The sequence below is a fragment of the Rhizobium sp. SEMIA4064 genome, assembly GCF_003025035.1.
Classification (GTDB): domain Bacteria; phylum Pseudomonadota; class Alphaproteobacteria; order Rhizobiales; family Rhizobiaceae; genus Rhizobium; species Rhizobium paranaense.
Window position 1 is genome coordinate 437,335 of sequence record NZ_PYJN01000013.1, and the last position, 16,867, is coordinate 454,201.

General features: G+C 59.6%; 15 protein-coding genes and 1 tRNA gene. 10 read left to right on the forward strand and 6 right to left on the reverse strand.

Translation table 11 applies throughout. The annotated features are described in order from the left end of the window. The first annotated feature begins 133 nt into the window (after positions 1–133). The gene (locus C9E91_RS08685) at positions 134–1,912 is read left to right on the forward strand and encodes a LysM peptidoglycan-binding domain-containing M23 family metallopeptidase (protein WP_107107889.1); all 1,779 of its coding nucleotides are present in this window, start codon (positions 134–136) and stop codon (positions 1,910–1,912) included. 78 nt (positions 1,913–1,990) lie between these two features. Here the strand turns inward: C9E91_RS08685 and C9E91_RS08690 are convergent, their stop codons facing one another. Further along, the gene (locus tag C9E91_RS08690; protein WP_107107890.1) at positions 1,991–2,863 is read right to left on the reverse strand and encodes an ATP-binding protein; all 873 of its coding nucleotides are present in this window, start codon (positions 2,861–2,863) and stop codon (positions 1,991–1,993) included. Between the two features lie 206 nt (positions 2,864–3,069). Between C9E91_RS08690 and yajC the strand changes: the two genes are divergently transcribed. From yajC to C9E91_RS08715, 5 genes are all read left to right on the forward strand, one after another. Continuing rightward, complete coding sequence (yajC, locus tag C9E91_RS08695) at positions 3,070–3,417, forward strand: preprotein translocase subunit YajC (RefSeq protein WP_107107891.1); 348 nt, start codon at positions 3,070–3,072, stop codon at positions 3,415–3,417. A gap of 164 nt (positions 3,418–3,581) precedes the next feature. Beyond that, positions 3,582–6,119 carry a protein translocase subunit SecDF gene (gene secDF, locus C9E91_RS08700; protein WP_107107892.1) on the forward strand — a complete coding sequence of 846 codons (2,538 nt, stop codon included), beginning with the start codon at positions 3,582–3,584 and terminating at the stop codon, positions 6,117–6,119. Between the two features lie 4 nt (positions 6,120–6,123). After that, positions 6,124–6,510: an Mth938-like domain-containing protein gene (locus C9E91_RS08705; RefSeq protein WP_107107893.1), complete on the forward strand. Its 387-nt coding sequence runs from the start codon at positions 6,124–6,126 to the stop codon at positions 6,508–6,510. A gap of 17 nt (positions 6,511–6,527) precedes the next feature. Further along, positions 6,528–7,388: a phytoene/squalene synthase family protein gene (locus C9E91_RS08710; RefSeq protein ID WP_107107894.1), complete on the forward strand. Its 861-nt coding sequence runs from the start codon at positions 6,528–6,530 to the stop codon at positions 7,386–7,388. Positions 7,389–7,463: 75 nt separating this feature from the next. Beyond that, the gene (locus C9E91_RS08715; RefSeq protein ID WP_107107895.1) at positions 7,464–7,925 is read left to right on the forward strand and encodes a hypothetical protein; all 462 of its coding nucleotides are present in this window, start codon (positions 7,464–7,466) and stop codon (positions 7,923–7,925) included. Between the two features lie 7 nt (positions 7,926–7,932). Here C9E91_RS08715 and trmFO read toward each other — a convergent pair whose 3' ends face one another. From trmFO to C9E91_RS08730, 3 genes are all read right to left on the reverse strand, one after another. After that, positions 7,933–9,369 carry a methylenetetrahydrofolate--tRNA-(uracil(54)-C(5))-methyltransferase (FADH(2)-oxidizing) TrmFO gene (gene trmFO / locus C9E91_RS08720; protein WP_107107896.1) on the reverse strand — a complete coding sequence of 479 codons (1,437 nt, stop codon included), beginning with the start codon at positions 9,367–9,369 and terminating at the stop codon, positions 7,933–7,935. A 214-nt stretch (positions 9,370–9,583) separates the two neighbouring features. After that, positions 9,584–9,727 carry a DUF1127 domain-containing protein gene (locus tag C9E91_RS08725; protein WP_065091553.1) on the reverse strand — a complete coding sequence of 48 codons (144 nt, stop codon included), beginning with the start codon at positions 9,725–9,727 and terminating at the stop codon, positions 9,584–9,586. Positions 9,728–10,043: 316 nt separating this feature from the next. Then, complete coding sequence (locus C9E91_RS08730) at positions 10,044–10,190, reverse strand: DUF1127 domain-containing protein (RefSeq protein WP_107107897.1); 147 nt, start codon at positions 10,188–10,190, stop codon at positions 10,044–10,046. Positions 10,191–11,098: 908 nt separating this feature from the next. Between C9E91_RS08730 and C9E91_RS08735 the strand changes: the two genes are divergently transcribed. The 4 genes from C9E91_RS08735 to tig all read left to right on the forward strand — a co-directional run bounded on the left by C9E91_RS08735 (position 11,099) and on the right by tig (position 14,873). Beyond that, entirely contained in the window at positions 11,099–12,253 is a 1,155-nt protein-coding gene (locus C9E91_RS08735; protein ID WP_107107898.1) for a DUF2157 domain-containing protein, read from the forward strand. Beyond that, positions 12,250–12,867, forward strand: coding sequence for a GDYXXLXY domain-containing protein (locus C9E91_RS08740; protein WP_107107899.1), 618 nt, complete (start codon positions 12,250–12,252; stop codon positions 12,865–12,867). Before C9E91_RS08735 ends, C9E91_RS08740 begins: the two co-directional genes overlap by 4 nt. Before the next feature lie 144 nt (positions 12,868–13,011). Then, positions 13,012–13,096 (forward strand) — tRNA-Leu (locus tag C9E91_RS08745). 277 nt (positions 13,097–13,373) lie between these two features. Further along, positions 13,374–14,873, forward strand: a complete 1,500-nt coding sequence (tig, locus tag C9E91_RS08750; protein WP_107108135.1) for a trigger factor — start codon at positions 13,374–13,376, stop codon at positions 14,871–14,873. Between the two features lie 142 nt (positions 14,874–15,015). Here the strand turns inward: tig and C9E91_RS20150 are convergent, their stop codons facing one another. Further along, the gene (locus C9E91_RS20150; RefSeq protein ID WP_414123940.1) at positions 15,016–15,150 is read right to left on the reverse strand and encodes a putative endonuclease domain-containing protein; all 135 of its coding nucleotides are present in this window, start codon (positions 15,148–15,150) and stop codon (positions 15,016–15,018) included. A gap of 230 nt (positions 15,151–15,380) precedes the next feature. Then, entirely contained in the window at positions 15,381–16,784 is a 1,404-nt protein-coding gene (sthA, locus tag C9E91_RS08760) for a Si-specific NAD(P)(+) transhydrogenase (RefSeq protein ID WP_107107900.1), read from the reverse strand. Positions 16,785–16,867: the final 83 nt, after the last annotated feature.

Genomic DNA, 16,867 nt, shown 5'->3' on the forward strand with positions numbered 1-16,867 from the left:
GAATGCGGGATTCATCTTCTATGGTTAGCAATTCCTCAAAAAAACACATGCGGCACCAGTGCTTTAACCGCATGGTAAGATTAACGCGCTTTAATTGACCCACAAATCGGTTGCGTCTCAAGTGGGTCGAGTCATGGGTTTCAGTCTTTCGTCAAACTTCGGTAAATCGGCAGGGAAAGTCCTGGTGGCCATTCTCCTGGCGAGCACCGCGACAGCTTGTAGTTCGGACACGACGCGCTTCAGCGGGCTCTTTGCGGGCTCTCCTGATCAGGTGACGACCGGTTCGATCAACCGTCGCGGCTTGAATGGGCCGGACGGCGATCCCGTGCCGCGTGTCGATCTCGCTCAGGGCAGCGGCTATCAGCAGCAGGATTACTCGCAGCAGAACGCACCGGTTACGCGGCCTTATCCGAATTCTCCGGCCCGGTACAATCCATCCTATTCGAGTGCTCGCGTATCGACCGCTCCCGTTGCGATCCAGCGTACCGAGCTTGCAGCCCCGACTGCCTCCGCAGCGCCGGTGCGCACGCATGTCGCCTCCAAGGGGGAAGCCGAAGCGCTGGCGCAGCCGTTCCCCGCATCGCGTGGCAAGGCAGCAGTTTCCCGCGCTGAGCCGGCTCTGCCTCCTGATGCGATGCCGACCGGCACGATCAAGGCTGCGCCCGCCGCGGCATCTTCATCCGGCTGGACAGCGGTCAATGCGCCGAGCGTCACGCTGCGTCCGGGCGAAAACATAAACCTGCTGTCGCGCCGCTATGGCGTTCCGGAAAAGGAAATCCTGCGCGCCAATGGCCTGAAGAACAGCGCCAGCGCCCAGCCGGGTCAGCAGATCATCATCCCGACCATGAACGGCGCAGGCGCCCCGAGCCCGGCCAAAATGGCCTCGGAAGCGACCGACCTTTCTAAGGGCGGCAAGATGCCGGCGCCGGTCAAGACTCCGGAGCAGGACGCCGTCGTGCTACCTTCCAACGGCCAGATGCGCGGCAAGTCACAGGCTGGCCTCGCCGATCCCAGCAAGCTCGCTGCCGGCAACGGCAAGGGTCCGCTGCCGAAGGGCGACGGTACCTATATCGTCAAGCCGGGTGACTCGCTCGCCAGGATCGCCAAGAGCGCTGGCGTCAGCGTCGATGAGCTCAAGCAAGCAAATCACATGCAGCAGGGCGGCGGCATTCGTATCGGCCAGACGCTGAAGCTGCCGCATGGTGGCGCGATCGCCGAAGCCGCGCCGGTCAAGCCCGATCCGGTGAAAACCGCCTCGATCGAGCCGCAGAAGTCCGCTGTCAAGTCGGTTGCCGTTCCGGCTATGGAGCCGAAGCAGGCCGCTGCTGAGCCGACCGCAAAGCCGGGTGCGAAAACCGCCGCTGCGAAGACCGCAGCCGCAGAACCGGCAGCAAAGGCAGCGCCCAAGGCCATGGCCGCAGCGCCGGCATCCGATGCCGCCAAGCCGCAGGCGATTGCATCCGCAGCGCCGACCCAGTCCGTCGGCGACGCCGCCGCCAAGGCCGACGTGCAGGCTGATGCACCGGAAGCGACCGGCATCGGCAAATATCGCTGGCCGGTCCGTGGCGCGGTCATCGCCGGCTATGGCTCCAACGTCAACGGCAGCCGCAACGATGGTATCGACATCTCGGTTCCGGAAGGTACGCCGATCAAGGCCGCCGAAAACGGCGTCGTCATCTATGCCGGCAACGGCCTGAAGGAACTTGGAAACACCGTCCTCGTCCGTCACGACGACGGTACGGTCACGGTCTACGGCCATGCCGATGCGCTCAGCGTCGCCCGTGGCCAGAAGGTTCAGCGTGGCCAGACGCTCGCCACCTCCGGCATGAGCGGTGATGTCAAGCAGCCGCAGCTTCACTTCGAAGTCCGCAAGAATTCGGCCCCGGTCAACCCAATGACGTTCCTTGAATAGGTAGTGCGTCTCAAGGAGTCTGCAAAAAGCCCGGCTACCACCGGGCTTTTTGTCGTTCTGAGCCTTGGAAGGCGGAGGTCAATCCCGCTCCAGCATGATCCGCTGCCGGCCGGCGAGATCCTGGATATACTGCCACGCCACGCGCCCGGAGCGGGCGCCGCGTGTCGTTGCCCATTCCAGCGCCTCGTGGTGCATCTGGGCGCGGTCGAGGGTGAGCTTGAAGTAGTCGGCATAGCCGTCGATCATCTGTAGATAATCTTCCTGGCTGCATTTGTGGAAACCGAGCCAGAGGCCAAAGCGATCGGAGAGCGATACCTTTTCCTCGACGGCCTCCGAAGGGTTGATAGCCGTCGATTGCTCGTTTTCCATCATATGCCGAGGCAGCAGGTGACGGCGGTTCGATGTGGCGTAGAACAGCACATTGTCCGGCCGGCCTTCGACACCGCCGTCCAGCGCCGCCTTCAGCGACTTGTAGGCGGTATCATCGTGATCGAAGGAAAGGTCGTCGCAGAAGACGATGACGCGATGTGGCGCGGCTTTTAGGATATCGAGCAGCACCGGCAATGAGGAGATGTCCTCGCGATGCACTTCGACCAGCTTCAGCGAGACGCCGGTGGCGCGGCGTACATCCTCATGCACGGCCTTGACGAGCGACGACTTGCCCATTCCGCGCGCGCCCCAAAGCAACACGTTGTTGGCGGCGAAGCCTTCGGTGAAGCGCAGCGTGTTCTCGTGTAGAATATCGCGCACATGGTCGACGCCTCGGATAAGGGTCAGTGCCACGCGGTTCGGCCGGGCAACGGGCTGCAGATAGAGCCGGGCAGGTACCCAGACGAAGCAATCGGCGGCGTTCCAATCGTTGACAGCCGGCGCCGGGCCGGCGAGGCGTTCAAGCGCGTCGGCGAGACGGCGGACTTCTGCAAGGATCAGCGTGTTTTGATCTTCGGTCACCGTTTTTCCTCCAGAACGTTAGTCGGGAAAAGAGTAAAATGCTCCCTGTGCTGCCGGGTACCATGCTCCTTCTGGCCCCGAAAGGCTAAGAGGCCTGGAAAACAGTACGGTTCGCGGCTGTTTTTGTTGCATTCGCAATGATCACAACTATATTCCGGCCACCTGACGCGGGGCCTGTTCCCGCAAGGAGTTCAAGGGAGTTCTCGATGTTTATCACCAACGCATATGCGCAGAGCGCGACAGATTCAGCCGCAGGCGTCTTCGGCGGTTCCGGCTTTGAAATGATCATCCTGTTTGTGCCGCTGATGGTGGTTTGGTATTTCCTTCTTATCCGCCCGCAACGCGCGCAGCAGAAGAAGCGTGAGGAAGTCCTGAAGAATATCCGCCGCGGCGACCAGATCGTCACGAGCGGCATCGTCGGCAAGGTCACCAAGGTCGTCGACGACAAGGAACTGGAAGTCGAAATCGCCGAAGGCGTCCGCATCCGCGTTGTCCGCAGCGCTATCTCGGAAGTCCGCGTCAAGGGCGAGCCTGTCAAGGCTGACGCTGCGTAAGCTTGGCGGGTAGGCGGGCCGAAGCGGCTTGCCACGTTAGCGCGCAGTTTCGAAAATCGGATTCGACTTTCGTAGAGAACTGTGCGCAAATTCAAAGTGTTACTGCGCCTTTATGTGCCCCGGTGGTTGTGGGGCGCAGTAAGAAGCCAAAACTCGAGAGAGCGATGCTGCACGTCTCCTGGTGGAAGACCGTCCTGATCTGGTTCGCCGTTCTCTTGAGCGTTCTCCTTGCCGTGCCCAATCTGCTCGGTGATCAGCAGCTTTCTTCTTTTCCGGCATGGTTCGCGCAACGGAAAGTCGGGCTCGGACTCGATCTTCAGGGCGGCTCGCATATCATGCTGAAGATCGAGCGTGGCGATGTCGTCCGGAATCGACTGGAGACTGTGGTCGGCGATATCAGCGCCAGGCTGCGCACGGTCAATATCAGCTATTCCGGTCTGACCGGTACCGGCCAGAAGATCCAGCTCCGCATCAATGATCCCGCTCAGGTTCAGGCGGCGGTTAACGCCCTGAAGCCAATCACCAGCGGCAAGGCGGAAGCGACCTTGTCGCAAGGCGACAATGGTGCCCTTACCATCGATATCACCGATGCCGGCATCAATGAGCGTGTCTCCGCATCCATGACGCGCTCGCTCAACGTCATCCGCAATCGCATCGCTCAGTTGGGCGTCGGCGAGCCGATGATCCGCCGGCAGGGCGCGGATCGCGTCATCATTCAGGTGCCTGGCCTTGCCGATCCGCAGCGCCTGAAGAACCTTCTAAACCAGCCTGCCCAGCTCAGTTTCCGTCTGGTCGATCAATCCATGCAGGTGCAGGATGCCATCAATGGCCGACCGCCTGCCGGTTCGGAAGTGCTGTTTTCCGATGATGATCCGCCGGTCGGCTATCTCGTCCAGAAGCAGCCCCTCCTTTCGAATATCGACTTTGCCGATGCCGTTGCGGTATCCAATACCCAGAACAATGACGGCAATATCTCCGTCAAATTGACGGCGGAAGCGACCAGCCGTTTTGCGCAGGCGACGGCTGCCAATCTCGGCAAGAATGTCGTTGTCGTGCTTGACGATCAAGTCATTTCGGCGGCCGCATTGAAGACGGCAATCACCACGGGCGATATCGATATACCCGGCGATTTCACGGCGCAGGGCGCTCAGGATCTCGCCGTCATGCTGAAGTCCGGGCCTTTGCCCGCGACGCTCACCACGGTCGAAGAGCGGACCATCAAGCCCGGCCTCGGCAATGAAACGATGCGCTCTGGCATCACCGCCTGCATTGCCGCCGGTATTTTCGTTGCCGCGCTGATGATCGGCTTCTATGGCTTGCTCGGTGTTGCCGCGACGATTGCGCTTGTCATCAACATCATCATGGTTCTGGCGATCATGGGGCTTTTCGGCATCACGCTGACCCTGCCTGGAATTGCCGCCATCGTTCTCGTCATCGGCATTGCGCTTGACGCCAATGTGTTGATCTACGAGCGCGTCCGGGAAGAAGAAAAGAAGACCCATCTTCTCGTCGATGCGTTGCGCCATGGCTTCAACCGGGCGGCCGCCACCGTAGCCGACGCCAATCTCACGGTGCTCATCGTCGCCGCCATCCTCTTTTATGTCAGCAGCGGCGCGGTTCGCGGCTTTGCCGCAACGTTGATAACCGGCGTTTTCACCACCTTCTTCACCGCCTGTTTCGTCACGCGCTCCCTCGTCGACGCCTGGATTTCGCATCGCAAGCCGCGCGTGTTGCTGGCGGGTGTGCGAAGCGGCATCTTCGATGGCGCGAACATTCGCTTCATGGGTATCCGCCGCTATTCATTCACGGTGTCGGCGGCGCTGTCGGTCGCAACCCTGCTTGCCTTCGCAACGATCGGCATGCATCTCGGCATCGATTTTACCGGCGGGTCGATCATCGAAGTTCGCGCCAAGCAGGGTGTTGTCGATCCGGCCAATATTCAATCGCGCCTGCAGAACGTGGTTCCGGGCGATGTGCAGGTCGAACGGCTGGACGATCGGCTGAGTGCAGTGATCCGGGTGCATGCGCAGCAGGGCGGCGAGAATGCCGAACAATCGGCCGTAACCCTCGTGCGCGACGAACTGGGCAAGGATTACGATTTCTCCCGTGTCGAGGTCGTCGGCCCCGCCGTCTCCGGCGAAATCAGCACGAAGGCTTCGCTTGCGGTTTTAGCGGCACTGGCTGCGATCCTCGTCTATATATGGCTGCGTTTCGAATGGCAGTTTGCGGTTGGCGCGATCGTCGCCACACTGCATGACGTCATCCTGACGCTCGGCCTTTTCGTGCTGACCGGCATGGAATTCAACATGACGGGCATTGCCGCGCTTTTGACCATCGTCGGCTATTCGTTGAACGATACGGTCGTGGTCTATGACCGGATGCGTGAGAATCTGAGGCGCTATTCGCAGATGCCATTACCGATTCTCATCGACGCCTCGATCAATCAGACGCTGTCACGCACGGTTCTGACCTCGGCGACGACTTTGCTGGCGCTGCTTGCACTCTCTATGTTCGGCGGCGAGGTGATCCGCTCCTTCACCTTCGTCTTACTCTTCGGCGTCGCGGTCGGCACCTTCTCGTCGATCTATATTGCGGCCCCGGTCCTGATCGTCTTCAAGCTGCGCCCGGACAAATTCCAGGCTGGCGGTGAAAACAAGGGACAGGCAGGAAACGACGTGCAATCAGGCAAACCAGCGGTGTGACAGAGTGGCAAAAGGCATAGAAATACGGAACGCGCATTTTCCCGGCCGCGCACCGATCGACGCTTATGGCAATGGCGGCTTCCGGTTTGCCGATATGTCACATCGCGGATCGCTGCTCTGCCTGCCCTCGGGCATCTATGGCTGGGACATGACGTCGGAGGATGCACTGACGCCGGCGCATTTCCAGAAAGTGCTCGATGAAGCTGCCGAGATCGAAGTGCTGCTGGTCGGCACCGGCATGGAATTGCGGCCCTTGCCTTCAGAACTGAGGGCGGTGTTGCGCGCCAAGCAGATTTCTTCCGACTCGATGAATACGGGAGCGGCGGTGCGCACATTCAACATCATGCTGTCCGAGTCGCGCGCCGTGGCCGCGGCGCTGATCGCCGTTTGACGAGGATCAGACTGGGCATGACGACATTAGCTGCGCCCCGTAGCAACCAGGATCTTTGCCTGGCGACGCTTCGCGACACCGATCGTGATCGTTATCTCGCTTGCCTGCTGGCACCGGAGGATAAGCGTGGCGCACTCGCCGCACTCTACGCCTTCAATGCCGAGCTGGCGCGCATCCGCGATCTCGTGCACGAGCCATTGCCGGGCGAAGTGCGCATGCAATATTGGCGCGATTTGCTCGAGGGGCAGGCGCATGGGTCGAGCGCGGCCAATCCCGTGGCAGCCGAGCTGCTTGCCGCGATCGAACTGCATCGCCTGCCGCGTCAAACGTTGATCGATATGATCGATGCGCGCATCTTCGATCTCTACGACGACCCGATGGAAACGCGCGGCATATTGGAAGGCTATGCCGGCGAGACGGCGTCGGCGCTGATTCAGCTCGCGAGCCTGGTGCTGTCGCCGGAGGATGCCCGTCGCTCGGCGGAAGCCGCCGGTCATGCCGGCGTGGCACAGGCGATTGCCGGGCTGCTGTTGCTGATGCCGCTGCACCGCCGCCGCGGGCAGCTCTATCTGCCGTTGGAAATCTTGACGGCAACGGGCCTTGATCGTAATGCCTTCCTCGCTGGCGAGGACAAGGCACGCATTTCCGCCGCCATTGAGGCTTTCGCCGGCCTCGGCCGCGAACATCTGGCGAAGGTGAGAGCTGCCGGTGGTATTTCGCCGGCGGTGTTTCCGGCTTTCCTGCCGGTCGTTTTGGCGGAGCCGGTGCTGAAGCGCGCGCAGGCGCTGGGCGCCAAGGTGTTCGAGCAATCTTTCCTACAGCCGCAATGGCGCCGGCAGATGCGCATGGCGCTCGCCTCCATGACCCGGAAAATCTGAAATCGACCACGCTCGCGCAAGTCTCGGGGTCTATAGAGACCGCTGAACATCTGCCCGCATCCCAGGAGAGCCGCTATGGGCATCATCGTCTGGTGTATACTCTTTGCGATCGTCGTTTTCTTTGCCTTCTTCGCAACGCGCATGGCGTCGCAGAACAAGGAGGACGGTTTGCACGATACCGGTCTTGCCATTCTTGAATTCGGCCGCGCTTTTCCGACGGAGGCGATCCGGCAATTGCAGACCACGGCCAACGGCCAGGCGGTTTTCGTGCGTCTGCATGATGACAAGGCCGGCTTCATGCGGAGCCTGCGCAATCATTTTGCCGTTCATCTGATCGAGCCGGGCAGGGCGCGTGCCAAGGATTCGGGGACTGGCCGCGGCTTGACCGTCGATTTCCTAGACGCTCCACACCATAACGGCACATTCGAATTCGCCACGCCCGCGGACGCCGCCGAGGTCTCGCTCTGGCTGCTCGGCAATTATGTTGCGAGCGATGATCCCAAGTCCTCGGCAACCAAGCCGGCTGCAAAGGCCTGAGAAAGGCTCAGGCGCTTTTGGTGATCGCCGGCGCCTGAACGCCCAGCCACCCGGCGCAATCCGCCAGCGCCCGCTTGGCGATCAGTTGCCGTTTCATGATCGTCTTGTCCTTGCCACGAAAGCGTTTGACGCCCTCCGGCTTGACGATCGAACCCGGCTCCAATTCCGGAAACAGCCCGAAATTGATATTCATCGGCTGGAAGGAGCGCTTGCCCGGCTCTTCATCGGAAACGATATGGCCGCCGGTAATGTGATTGAGCAGCGAACCCAGCGCCGTCGTGTGCGGCGGCAGGGACGGTGACTCGCCCTTGCGCTCGGCAGCGGCGAAGCGACCGGCGAGCAGGCCGATGCTAGCGCTTTCGACATAACCCTCACAGCCGGTGATCTGGCCGGCAAAGCGCAGGCCCGGCCGCGATTTCAGCGTCAGCGAGCGGTCGAGCAGGGTCGGCGAATTGATGTAGGTGTTGCGGTGCAGACCGCCAAGCCGCGCGAATTCGGCATTCTCCAGGCCTGGGATCAGCCGGAAAATCTCGGCCTGCGCACCATATTTCAGCTTCGTCTGGAAACCGACTATGTTGTAGAGCGTGCCGAGCGCATTGTCCTGGCGTAGCTGGACGACTGCATAGGCTTTGACGCCGGGGTTGTGAGCATTGGTCAGGCCCATCGGCTTCATCGGTCCGTGGCGCAGCGTCTCGCGCCCGCGCTCGGCCATGACTTCGATCGGCAGGCAGCCGTCGAAATAGGGCGTGCCTTCCCATTCCTTGAAGCCAACGGCATCGCCGGCGATCAGGGCGTCGACGAAGGCGTTATATTGGGCTTCGTCCATGGGGCAGTTGATATAGTCCTTGCCCGTGCCGCCCGGCCCGACTTTGTCGTAGCGAGACTGATACCAGCAAATATCCATATTGATGCTGTCGCGATAGACGATCGGCGCGATGGCGTCGAAAAAGGCAAGCGCGTCCGCGCCGGTCTCGGCCTGAATGGCGCCGGCAAGCGACGGTGCGGTCAACGGCCCGGTGGCGATGATCGCCTGATCCCACTCTTTCGGCGGCAGGCCTTGAATTTCTTCGCGCACGATCGTGATGAGCGGGTGGCTTTCGATCGCCTGTGTGACTGCCGCCGAAAATCCATCACGATCCACCGCCAGCGCGCCGCCGGCAGGAACCTGATGCTTATCCGCCGAAGCCATGATCAGCGAGCCGGCCAAGCGCATTTCCGCATGGATGACGCCGACCGCATTGCTGGTCGCATCATCGGAGCGGAAGGAGTTGGAACAGACGAGTTCCGCCAGTTCGTCGGTCTTGTGTGCCTCGGTGCCGCGCACGCCGCGCATTTCGTGCAGGATGACGGGCACGCCGGCGCTGGCGATCTGCCATGCGGCTTCCGAGCCGGCAAGACCGCCGCCGATGACATGGATGGGAGAAAAAGAGCTGCTATTTGTCATGCGCGCGTCATTACCACGGGCACGCCGGTGATCCAATTGCTTTGCTAGAGCATCTCGCGCAAAAGTGTGCTGCGGTTTTGCGATACGACATGCGCAAGATCAAAAACTTAAAGCGCAAAGAGCGAATCTGAAAGATCGCAGTGCGCTTTAGTCGCCGGAATCAAAAACGGCGCCGAAGGGCGCCGTCTTGAGGCAGTCCACTTGGTCCGTTGTATTAACGGAAAGAGCGGGAAGCGATATTGCGGATTTCGTAGCGGCTAACGCCGATATCCGACAGGGTCTGGCTGGAAAGGTTGCCGAGCTCGTTCAGGGTGCGGCGGTAGCTGATCCAGTTCTTGGCGATACGAAGCGGGTTCATTGTTTTGTCCTTAGTCATTCTAGTTGCGAGCGGCACGATTGCCGCCTCAGCGCTTGGCACTTATATAGGCGCGCGCACGAATATTTTGCAGTGCAAATAAAATGCGTCTGCTATGCATTTGTGCAATATGACGCCCAAAAAGCCATCAGTGCCCAAAATTTATGTGACCTGTGCGAGGCGCATGGCTTGAAGCAGCTTGAGGGTTACTGCAGGCGCGAATGACGGCAAAAAAACAACGCAAAAAAGAACGCCCGCCGCGGTTGTCCGCAACGGGCGTTGTGTAGGCTGTCGCTATTTAGCGAAGCCAATCCGGTAGTTAGAGGCCGGTGGCTTCGCGAGCTACGCGACGGATGTCCGAACGATCGATACCGAGGTCGTGCAGTTCGCGGGTGCTCATGCGGCCGAGTTCGTTAACGGTCTGACGATACTTGCGCCAGTTATTGAAAGAGCGGGTCAGGTTCATTTTAAATCCCTTTCGAGGGTCTGGAGATCTCGCCGGTTCCGCGATTGGTTCCGTCCTTGATCTGATGATTGTGAATATATGCTGCGCTGCAAGAACTAAAAGAGCGAATGCATCATGCCACCTATGCGTATGATGCAATTCACTATGGTGATTTGGTTAAATGGGTGACTGCTTTATGTGCACATCGCAATAGTATGAAAGCAAGCATTCGACGGGATATCGGTCGAGATTGTGATCTTGTGCGTAGATCGTGAGCAATTGCTCAATATTGTCAGCCGTCGGGGGCAATTCGTGCCATCCCGTAAGCCTTGCTGGTTTGGAGCATTTGCCGGGGCATTCAGTGAGCGAAAAAATCCCGTCGCCGCACTCTCTACGCTCTTCCAATGTCCTAGACGGCAGAAAAGGAGCGTGCCGACTGTGTCGGGCGATTCTCCGGGAGTTAAGCGATTTAACTGGATAAAAAAATAACGCCCACCGCGGGAGGAGGATGCGGTGGGCGTCATTTGTGGTGATTGACGACTGGGAGGAGGAGTGTCGTCAATCCATCGGAGCGCACTGGGAGGAGGAGTGTGCGGCTCCGAATTCTGTATGAGGAATACATCCTCAGGCTCTTTCCGGCTTTCGCCGAAGCGGCGCGGCACCGCCGTCCTTCAATGCTTATAAAATAGTATGACTTTTGATTTTTGTGCAGCGCAATAATTTCATGGGAGATATGTCAATTGCGCATAGCTTGAGACGGTATCTTTGGGCAATCCGTGAGTCTAGGGCATGAAGCCTTAATCCCGCATTAACGGGGTGCGGCTTTGCTGAAAACTCGCCCTGATCTGAGACACGAAAGAGCGACCTCGAAGGTCCTCAATATGTGATAAGACACTCTGGGATGAGGGAATCGCTGTCAGGGGCGCGCGATGTACCGGGCTAGGCTGGAACGCGATATAAAGATCTGGGTGGACAAGGGGCTGGTTGACGCACCGACAGCGGCAGCGATTCTCAGCGAATATGACAGCCGTCCTGCAAGCTTCAGCCTCGGCCGCGTGCTGGCCGTCATGGCGGCGCTGCTGGTCGGCGTCGCGATCCTGCTTTTCGTCGCGTCGAATTGGGAGGCGATTCCAAGGATCATCAGGCTCTTCGGGCTTATAGCAATGATCTGGGCCTTTTATCTCGGCGGCGCCTATTCATTCGTGCGCGGGCACTCGATTCTGGCCTCGGCGGTGCTGATTCTCGGTACGATGAGTTTCGGCGGCGCCATGTCGCTGGTCGGCCAGATGTATAATATGTCCGGCGATGAACTGATGATGATGATCGTCTGGTTCGCCATCGCCAGCATCGCCGCCGCGTTGTTCCGCTCAAGCGCGCAGGTCGCTCTTGCCGGGTTCCTGGCTTGGGGCTTTTGCGGCTTCTATCTTTGGGATCATTATGACCAGTGGTACGGCCTCATGCCCTGGGCGCCGCCGGTTATGGCGGCCGTGCTGATCGCTCTCGTCAGATACGTCGATGCGCCGAGGTCCCGGCATCTTGCCTATCTGATGCTTGTCGGCTGGCTGACATGGATTTTCGCGCAGTATGAGAGCCTGCACGCGGCTATCGTGCTCGCCGCCGCCGGCATGATTGCCTTCCTGGCTGTCAGCCTGCCGGTTTCGCCCCTGATGCGGATCGCCCGGACCGCCGGTGCTGCGCCGGCCTTTTATTCCTTCCTCATCGCCGCCATCGGCCTCTTCGCAATCCACGGGGAGATCGGTAGTGGTATTTTTGAGAATAATATATGGGTTGAAAACAAGCTGCCTCTCATCGCGATCGCCTTCGCGACGCTGGCAAGTGCCGTCGTTGCGATCATTCTGAGCGGCCGCGACAACGGTGCGGTACGCTATCTCGCCTACGCTGTTTTTGCCTGGGAGATCCTCTATCTCGCGAGCGAAACTGTCGGTTCGATCATCGGCACGTCTGGCTTCTTCCTGATCTGCGGCGTGTTGGTCGCCATCGCCGCCTGGCTGGTCATTCGCCTTGAGCGGCGATTTTCCCATCATGATGGCCCGCGGAGTGAGAGTCAGGAGGTGCAGGCATGACGATGACAGCCGAGACGGGCACCGTTGCACGCGATCTCAGCCGACGCATGTGGATCGCCGCCATTATTGTCGCAGCGCTGCAGACGGCCATCCTCGGCTATATGGTTGGCGAACGGGCTTGGGGCCTGAGGAGCGGCGTCGAAGTCCTGTTGAAAACCGCACCGATCGATCCCCGCGATTTGCTGCGCGGCGACTATGTGACGCTGAATTACGATATTTCACGGGTGCCGGTATCGACCCTGATCGGCGGGGCGCCGCCGGAGAGCCGACAAAACCAGGTTCTGTCCGTCCGCCTGAAAAAGCAGGATGACGGCTATTGGGGCATTGTCGAATCGTCCTTTGGACCATTGGAACCGAAACCGGACACCGTCGTTCTCAAAACCCTGCCTTTCGACTATTTTTCCTATGGCGATAGCGCGCCCCCGCCGGCGACGATCCCAGTCACATACGGCATCGAGCGCTATTATGTGCCGGAAGGCGAGGGCCGCACCATCGAGGATGCGCGCAATCAGGACCGCGTCGCCATTGCCGCCCGCGTCTCGGCGGATGGCGAAGCGCATATCAGAAGCCTGCTCCTGGACGGTAAATCCGTCTACGAAGAGCCGCTTTACTGACCGGGTTTCCGCAGAAAACCAAACAAGGTCCATGGACGGTCGTGGAACCGTCATTTTTCCTTTGCGTGGTTTAAAACGGGTGATATAGAGACGCCGCGCTCCGGAAGGCCTCATGGGCAGGCATTGCCGTATGCTTTTGGGAACGCGGGTATGGTGAAATTGGTAGACACGCCAGATTTAGGTTCTGGTGCCGCAAGGCGTGGGAGTTCAAGTCTCTCTACCCGCACCAAGGCTGCCTTGTGGACGGGAGAGGCTTAACGGCCTGTCTCCTGACCCGCTGTTGGAGGCGCCATTTTGCCTAGAGCATCCCGCTTTCTAGTGGAAAGTGGACAAGATGCCCTAGATTCCGAGAGGGGAGAGCGACCTTTTGCGCGTTCGTTCGAACGCGCGGCGCTCTAGCAGAATGATGAGGAATTGCATGCAAGCCACGCTCGGGATTTTCCGGCGTCGTGCTCATCGAAACGAACGGCTGTCTGGGCACGGCCGCCATGAATGAAGGTAGGACAATGCAGGTTATCGAAACGCTCGCTGAAGGGCTGAAGCGCGAAATCAAGGTGGTCATCCCGGCCAAGGACATGGAAGTTCGCATGAACGAGCGCCTGGCCGAGGTCAAGGACAAGGTCCGTATCAACGGTTTCCGTCCGGGCAAGGTGCCGGTTGCGCATCTGAAGAAGGTCTATGGCAAGTCGATCATGGCCGACCTCGTCAACGAGATCGTTCGTGACCAGCCGCCGGCAATCCTGACTGAGCGCGGCGAAAAGTCGGCAACCCAGCCGGAAATCGCAATGACCGAGGACAAGGACGAGGCTGAAAAGATCCTCGCCGCTCAGGCCGATTTCGAATTCACGCTCTCCTATGAAGTCATCCCGGCGATCGAACTGAAGTCCGTCAAGGGCATCAAGGTTACCCGCGAAGTCGCTGAAATCGCTGAGGACGAAGTCACCGAACAGATCCTCAAGATCGCCGAAAGCGCGCGTAGCTACGAGACGAAGAAGGGCAAGGCCGCCAATGGCGACCGCGTTACCATCGACTATCTCGGCAAGGTTGACGGCGTTGCCTTCGACGGCGGCAAGGACGAAGACGCTCAGCTCGTCCTCGGCTCCAACCGCTTCATCCCGGGCTTCGAAGAGCAGCTCGTTGGCTTCAAGGCTGGCGACGAGAAGACCATCACCGTAACGTTCCCGGCCGAATACCCGGCCAAGAACCTTGCCGGCAAGGAAGCCACCTTCGACATCAAGGTGAAGGAAGTTGCTGCTCCCGGCGATATCGAAATCAACGACGAACTCGCCTCCAAGCTCGGCCTCGAATCCGCCGACCGCCTGAAGGAAATCGTCCGCGGCCAGATCGAAAGCCAGTACGGCTCTGTTACCCGCCAGAAGGTCAAGCGCCAGATCCTCGACCAGCTCGACGAGATGTACCAGTTCGACACCCCGCAGAAGCTGGTTGACGCCGAATTCGCCAGCATCTGGCGCCAGATCCAGACCGATCTGGATGAATCGGGCAAGACCTTCGAAGACGAAGACACGACGGAAGAAAAGGCACGCGAAGAATATCGCAAGCTCGCTGAACGCCGCGTTCGCCTGGGCCTCGTTCTTTCCGAAATCGGCGAAAAGGCCGGCGTTGAAGTGAGCGAAGACGAAATGCAGCGCGCGCTCTATTCGCAGCTTCAGCAGTTCCCGGGCCAGGAAAAGGAAATCCTGGAATTCTTCCGCAACACGCCCGGCGCTTCCGCCAACCTGCGCGCGCCGATCTTCGAAGAAAAGGTCATCGACCACCTGCTGACCGAAGTCGACGTCACCGACAAGACCGTTTCCAAGGAAGCGCTGCTGGCTGACGACGAAGCCGAAACCGAAGACAAGCCGGCAGCAAAGAAAGCTGCTCCGAAGAAGAAGGCTGCTGCCAAGGCTGAAGCAACCGAAGCTGCCGCCGAAGGCGAAGAAGTTGCCGCTGCTCCAAAGAAGAAGGCCGCTCCGAAGAAGAAGGCTGCTGAAGACAGCGCCGAATAACTCGGTTCTCTTCCGTAACGAAATCAGGCCCTGCCGTTCGCGGCGGGGCCTTTTTTGTTGGTTGGAGAAAAGAAAAGCTCCCTCTCCCCGCCTGCGGGGAGAGGGCTGGGGTGAGGGGCAGAGCTATAGGCTTGCTGGAGACCTATGGTCTGTTTCGATATCGCGATAAGGACATCGACATTCCAAAAGCTAACGACGACCAGTCTTCCTCATTCATAAAGGCATCGCGCCGTAGATCCCGAGAACTATCGAGATGCTGGCTTCCATCGAGTTCCACAGCGAGACGTTTCTCCCTGGGGCGAAATCGGCAAAGTATGGTCCAGTGGGATATTGCCGAACGAACATAAAGCCGTTGACGGTCGCGCGGTTCGGACCAAAGCTTTGGGCTATCTGTGTCGTTTCCGATTTAGGGCCACGCAAACTGAGTGTCCCCGAGAAATGCCCCTCACCCTAACCCTCTCCCCGCAGGCGGGGAGAGGGGACTGTCTCGACAACTGCGGAGACCCCTCAAAGCTCCGACTTGATATCGCCCATCCGGTTCCACGCATCGAGGCCTGCGATTTTGTAGGCTTCGGCGAGCGTCGGGTAGTTGAAGGTGTTTTCGACGAAATATTCGACCGTGCCTTTGAGGTTCAACACCGCCTGGCCGATGTGGACGAGTTCGGTCGCGCCTTCGCCGACGATGTGAACGCCGAGCAGGCGGCGGGTCTTTAGCGAGAAGATCATCTTCAAGAGGCCGGTATCGAGGCCCATGATATGGCCGCGGGACGTTTCGCGAAAACGGGCGATGCCGCATTCATAGGGAATATGGCGTTCCTTGACCTCTTCCTCGGTAAGGCCGCAGGTGGAGATTTCCGGCACGGCGTAGATGCCGTAGGGAAAGTATTTCGGCGGCTCCTTGGCGATGGCGCCGACGGCGACGCGCGCAGCGATACGGCCCTGTTCCATCGACGTCGAGGCAAGGCTCGGAAAACCGACGACATCGCCGGCCGCGAAGATGTGGGGGACGTTGGTGGCAAAGGTCTCGGGATTGACGCTGAGGCGGCCGCGATTGTCCGCCTCCAGACCGGCCGCCGCCAGATTGAGCGTATCGGTAGCACCCATGCGGCCGGCCGCAAACAACACCATGTCGGTGACGATGTGGCGGCCATTGTCCAGCAACAGCTCCACTTTGCCGTCCTGCCGGGTGACCTTTTCGGCCTTTTGCCCCAGCAGCAGTTTCATGTTGCGGTCGCGTAGCTGATAGATGAAGTCCTCGACGATTTCCTTGTCGATGAAGTCGAGCATCGTCGATTTCGGATCGATCAGCGTCACCTGCGTGTCGAGCGCACTGAAGATCGTCGCATATTCGATGCCGATGACGCCGGCGCCGATGACGACCATCGAACGTGGCAGCTCCTCGATCTCCAGCAGCTCGTCGCTGTCGAGAACGGTCCTGCCGTCGAAGGGCATGTAATCCGGACGGAAGGGCTTGGTGCCGACCGCGAGCAGGATGCTGGCGCCGGTGACATGGATCACTTCGCCGTCGTCCTTGACGACCTGCATGGTCTGCGGATCGACGAAGCTTGCCTTGCCGCGAATGTGATGCACGCGATTGCGGGCGAATTGATGCTCCAGCACTTCGACTTCATGGTCGAGAGTGATCAACAGGCGGCGCCGCAAGTCCGAGGCGCTGATTTCCTGCTTTACGCGATAGGCGCGGCCGTAGAAGCCGCGCTCGCGCCAGCCGGAGAGATTGAGCGCGGTTTCACGCAGCGTCTTCGATGGAATAGTGCCGGTATGGACGGAAACACCACCGACCCGCTTCCCTTGTTCGATGACCAGCACCCTCTTGCCGAGCTTGGCGGCCTGAATGGCGCCTCTGCGGCCTGCGGGGCCACTGCCCACGACTATGAGATCGAATCGGTCCATCGGAAGCCTCGGGTGCTGAAATTTATAGAATCAATGTCGCAACGCAACATGCTGCCCGTCAACCGGTAGCCGCTCAATGTTAC

Coding starts and splice junctions, on each gene's coding strand:
- C9E91_RS08685 (WP_107107889.1), top strand. CDS start 134: ATGGGTTTCAGTCTTTCGTCAAACTTCGGTAAATCGGCAGGGAAAGTC.
- yajC (WP_107107891.1), top strand. CDS start 3,070: ATGTTTATCACCAACGCATATGCGCAGAGCGCGACAGATTCAGCCGCA.
- secDF (WP_107107892.1), top strand. CDS start 3,582: ATGCTGCACGTCTCCTGGTGGAAGACCGTCCTGATCTGGTTCGCCGTT.
- C9E91_RS08710 (WP_107107894.1), top strand. CDS start 6,528: ATGACGACATTAGCTGCGCCCCGTAGCAACCAGGATCTTTGCCTGGCG.
- C9E91_RS08715 (WP_107107895.1), top strand. CDS start 7,464: ATGGGCATCATCGTCTGGTGTATACTCTTTGCGATCGTCGTTTTCTTT.
- trmFO (WP_107107896.1), bottom strand. CDS start 9,369: ATGACAAATAGCAGCTCTTTTTCTCCCATCCATGTCATCGGCGGCGGT.
- C9E91_RS08725 (WP_065091553.1), bottom strand. CDS start 9,727: ATGAACCCGCTTCGTATCGCCAAGAACTGGATCAGCTACCGCCGCACC.
- C9E91_RS08730 (WP_107107897.1), bottom strand. CDS start 10,190: ATGAACCTGACCCGCTCTTTCAATAACTGGCGCAAGTATCGTCAGACC.
- C9E91_RS08735 (WP_107107898.1), top strand. CDS start 11,099: ATGTACCGGGCTAGGCTGGAACGCGATATAAAGATCTGGGTGGACAAG.
- C9E91_RS08740 (WP_107107899.1), top strand. CDS start 12,250: ATGACGATGACAGCCGAGACGGGCACCGTTGCACGCGATCTCAGCCGA.
- tig (WP_107108135.1), top strand. CDS start 13,374: ATGCAGGTTATCGAAACGCTCGCTGAAGGGCTGAAGCGCGAAATCAAG.
- sthA (WP_107107900.1), bottom strand. CDS start 16,784: ATGGACCGATTCGATCTCATAGTCGTGGGCAGTGGCCCCGCAGGCCGC.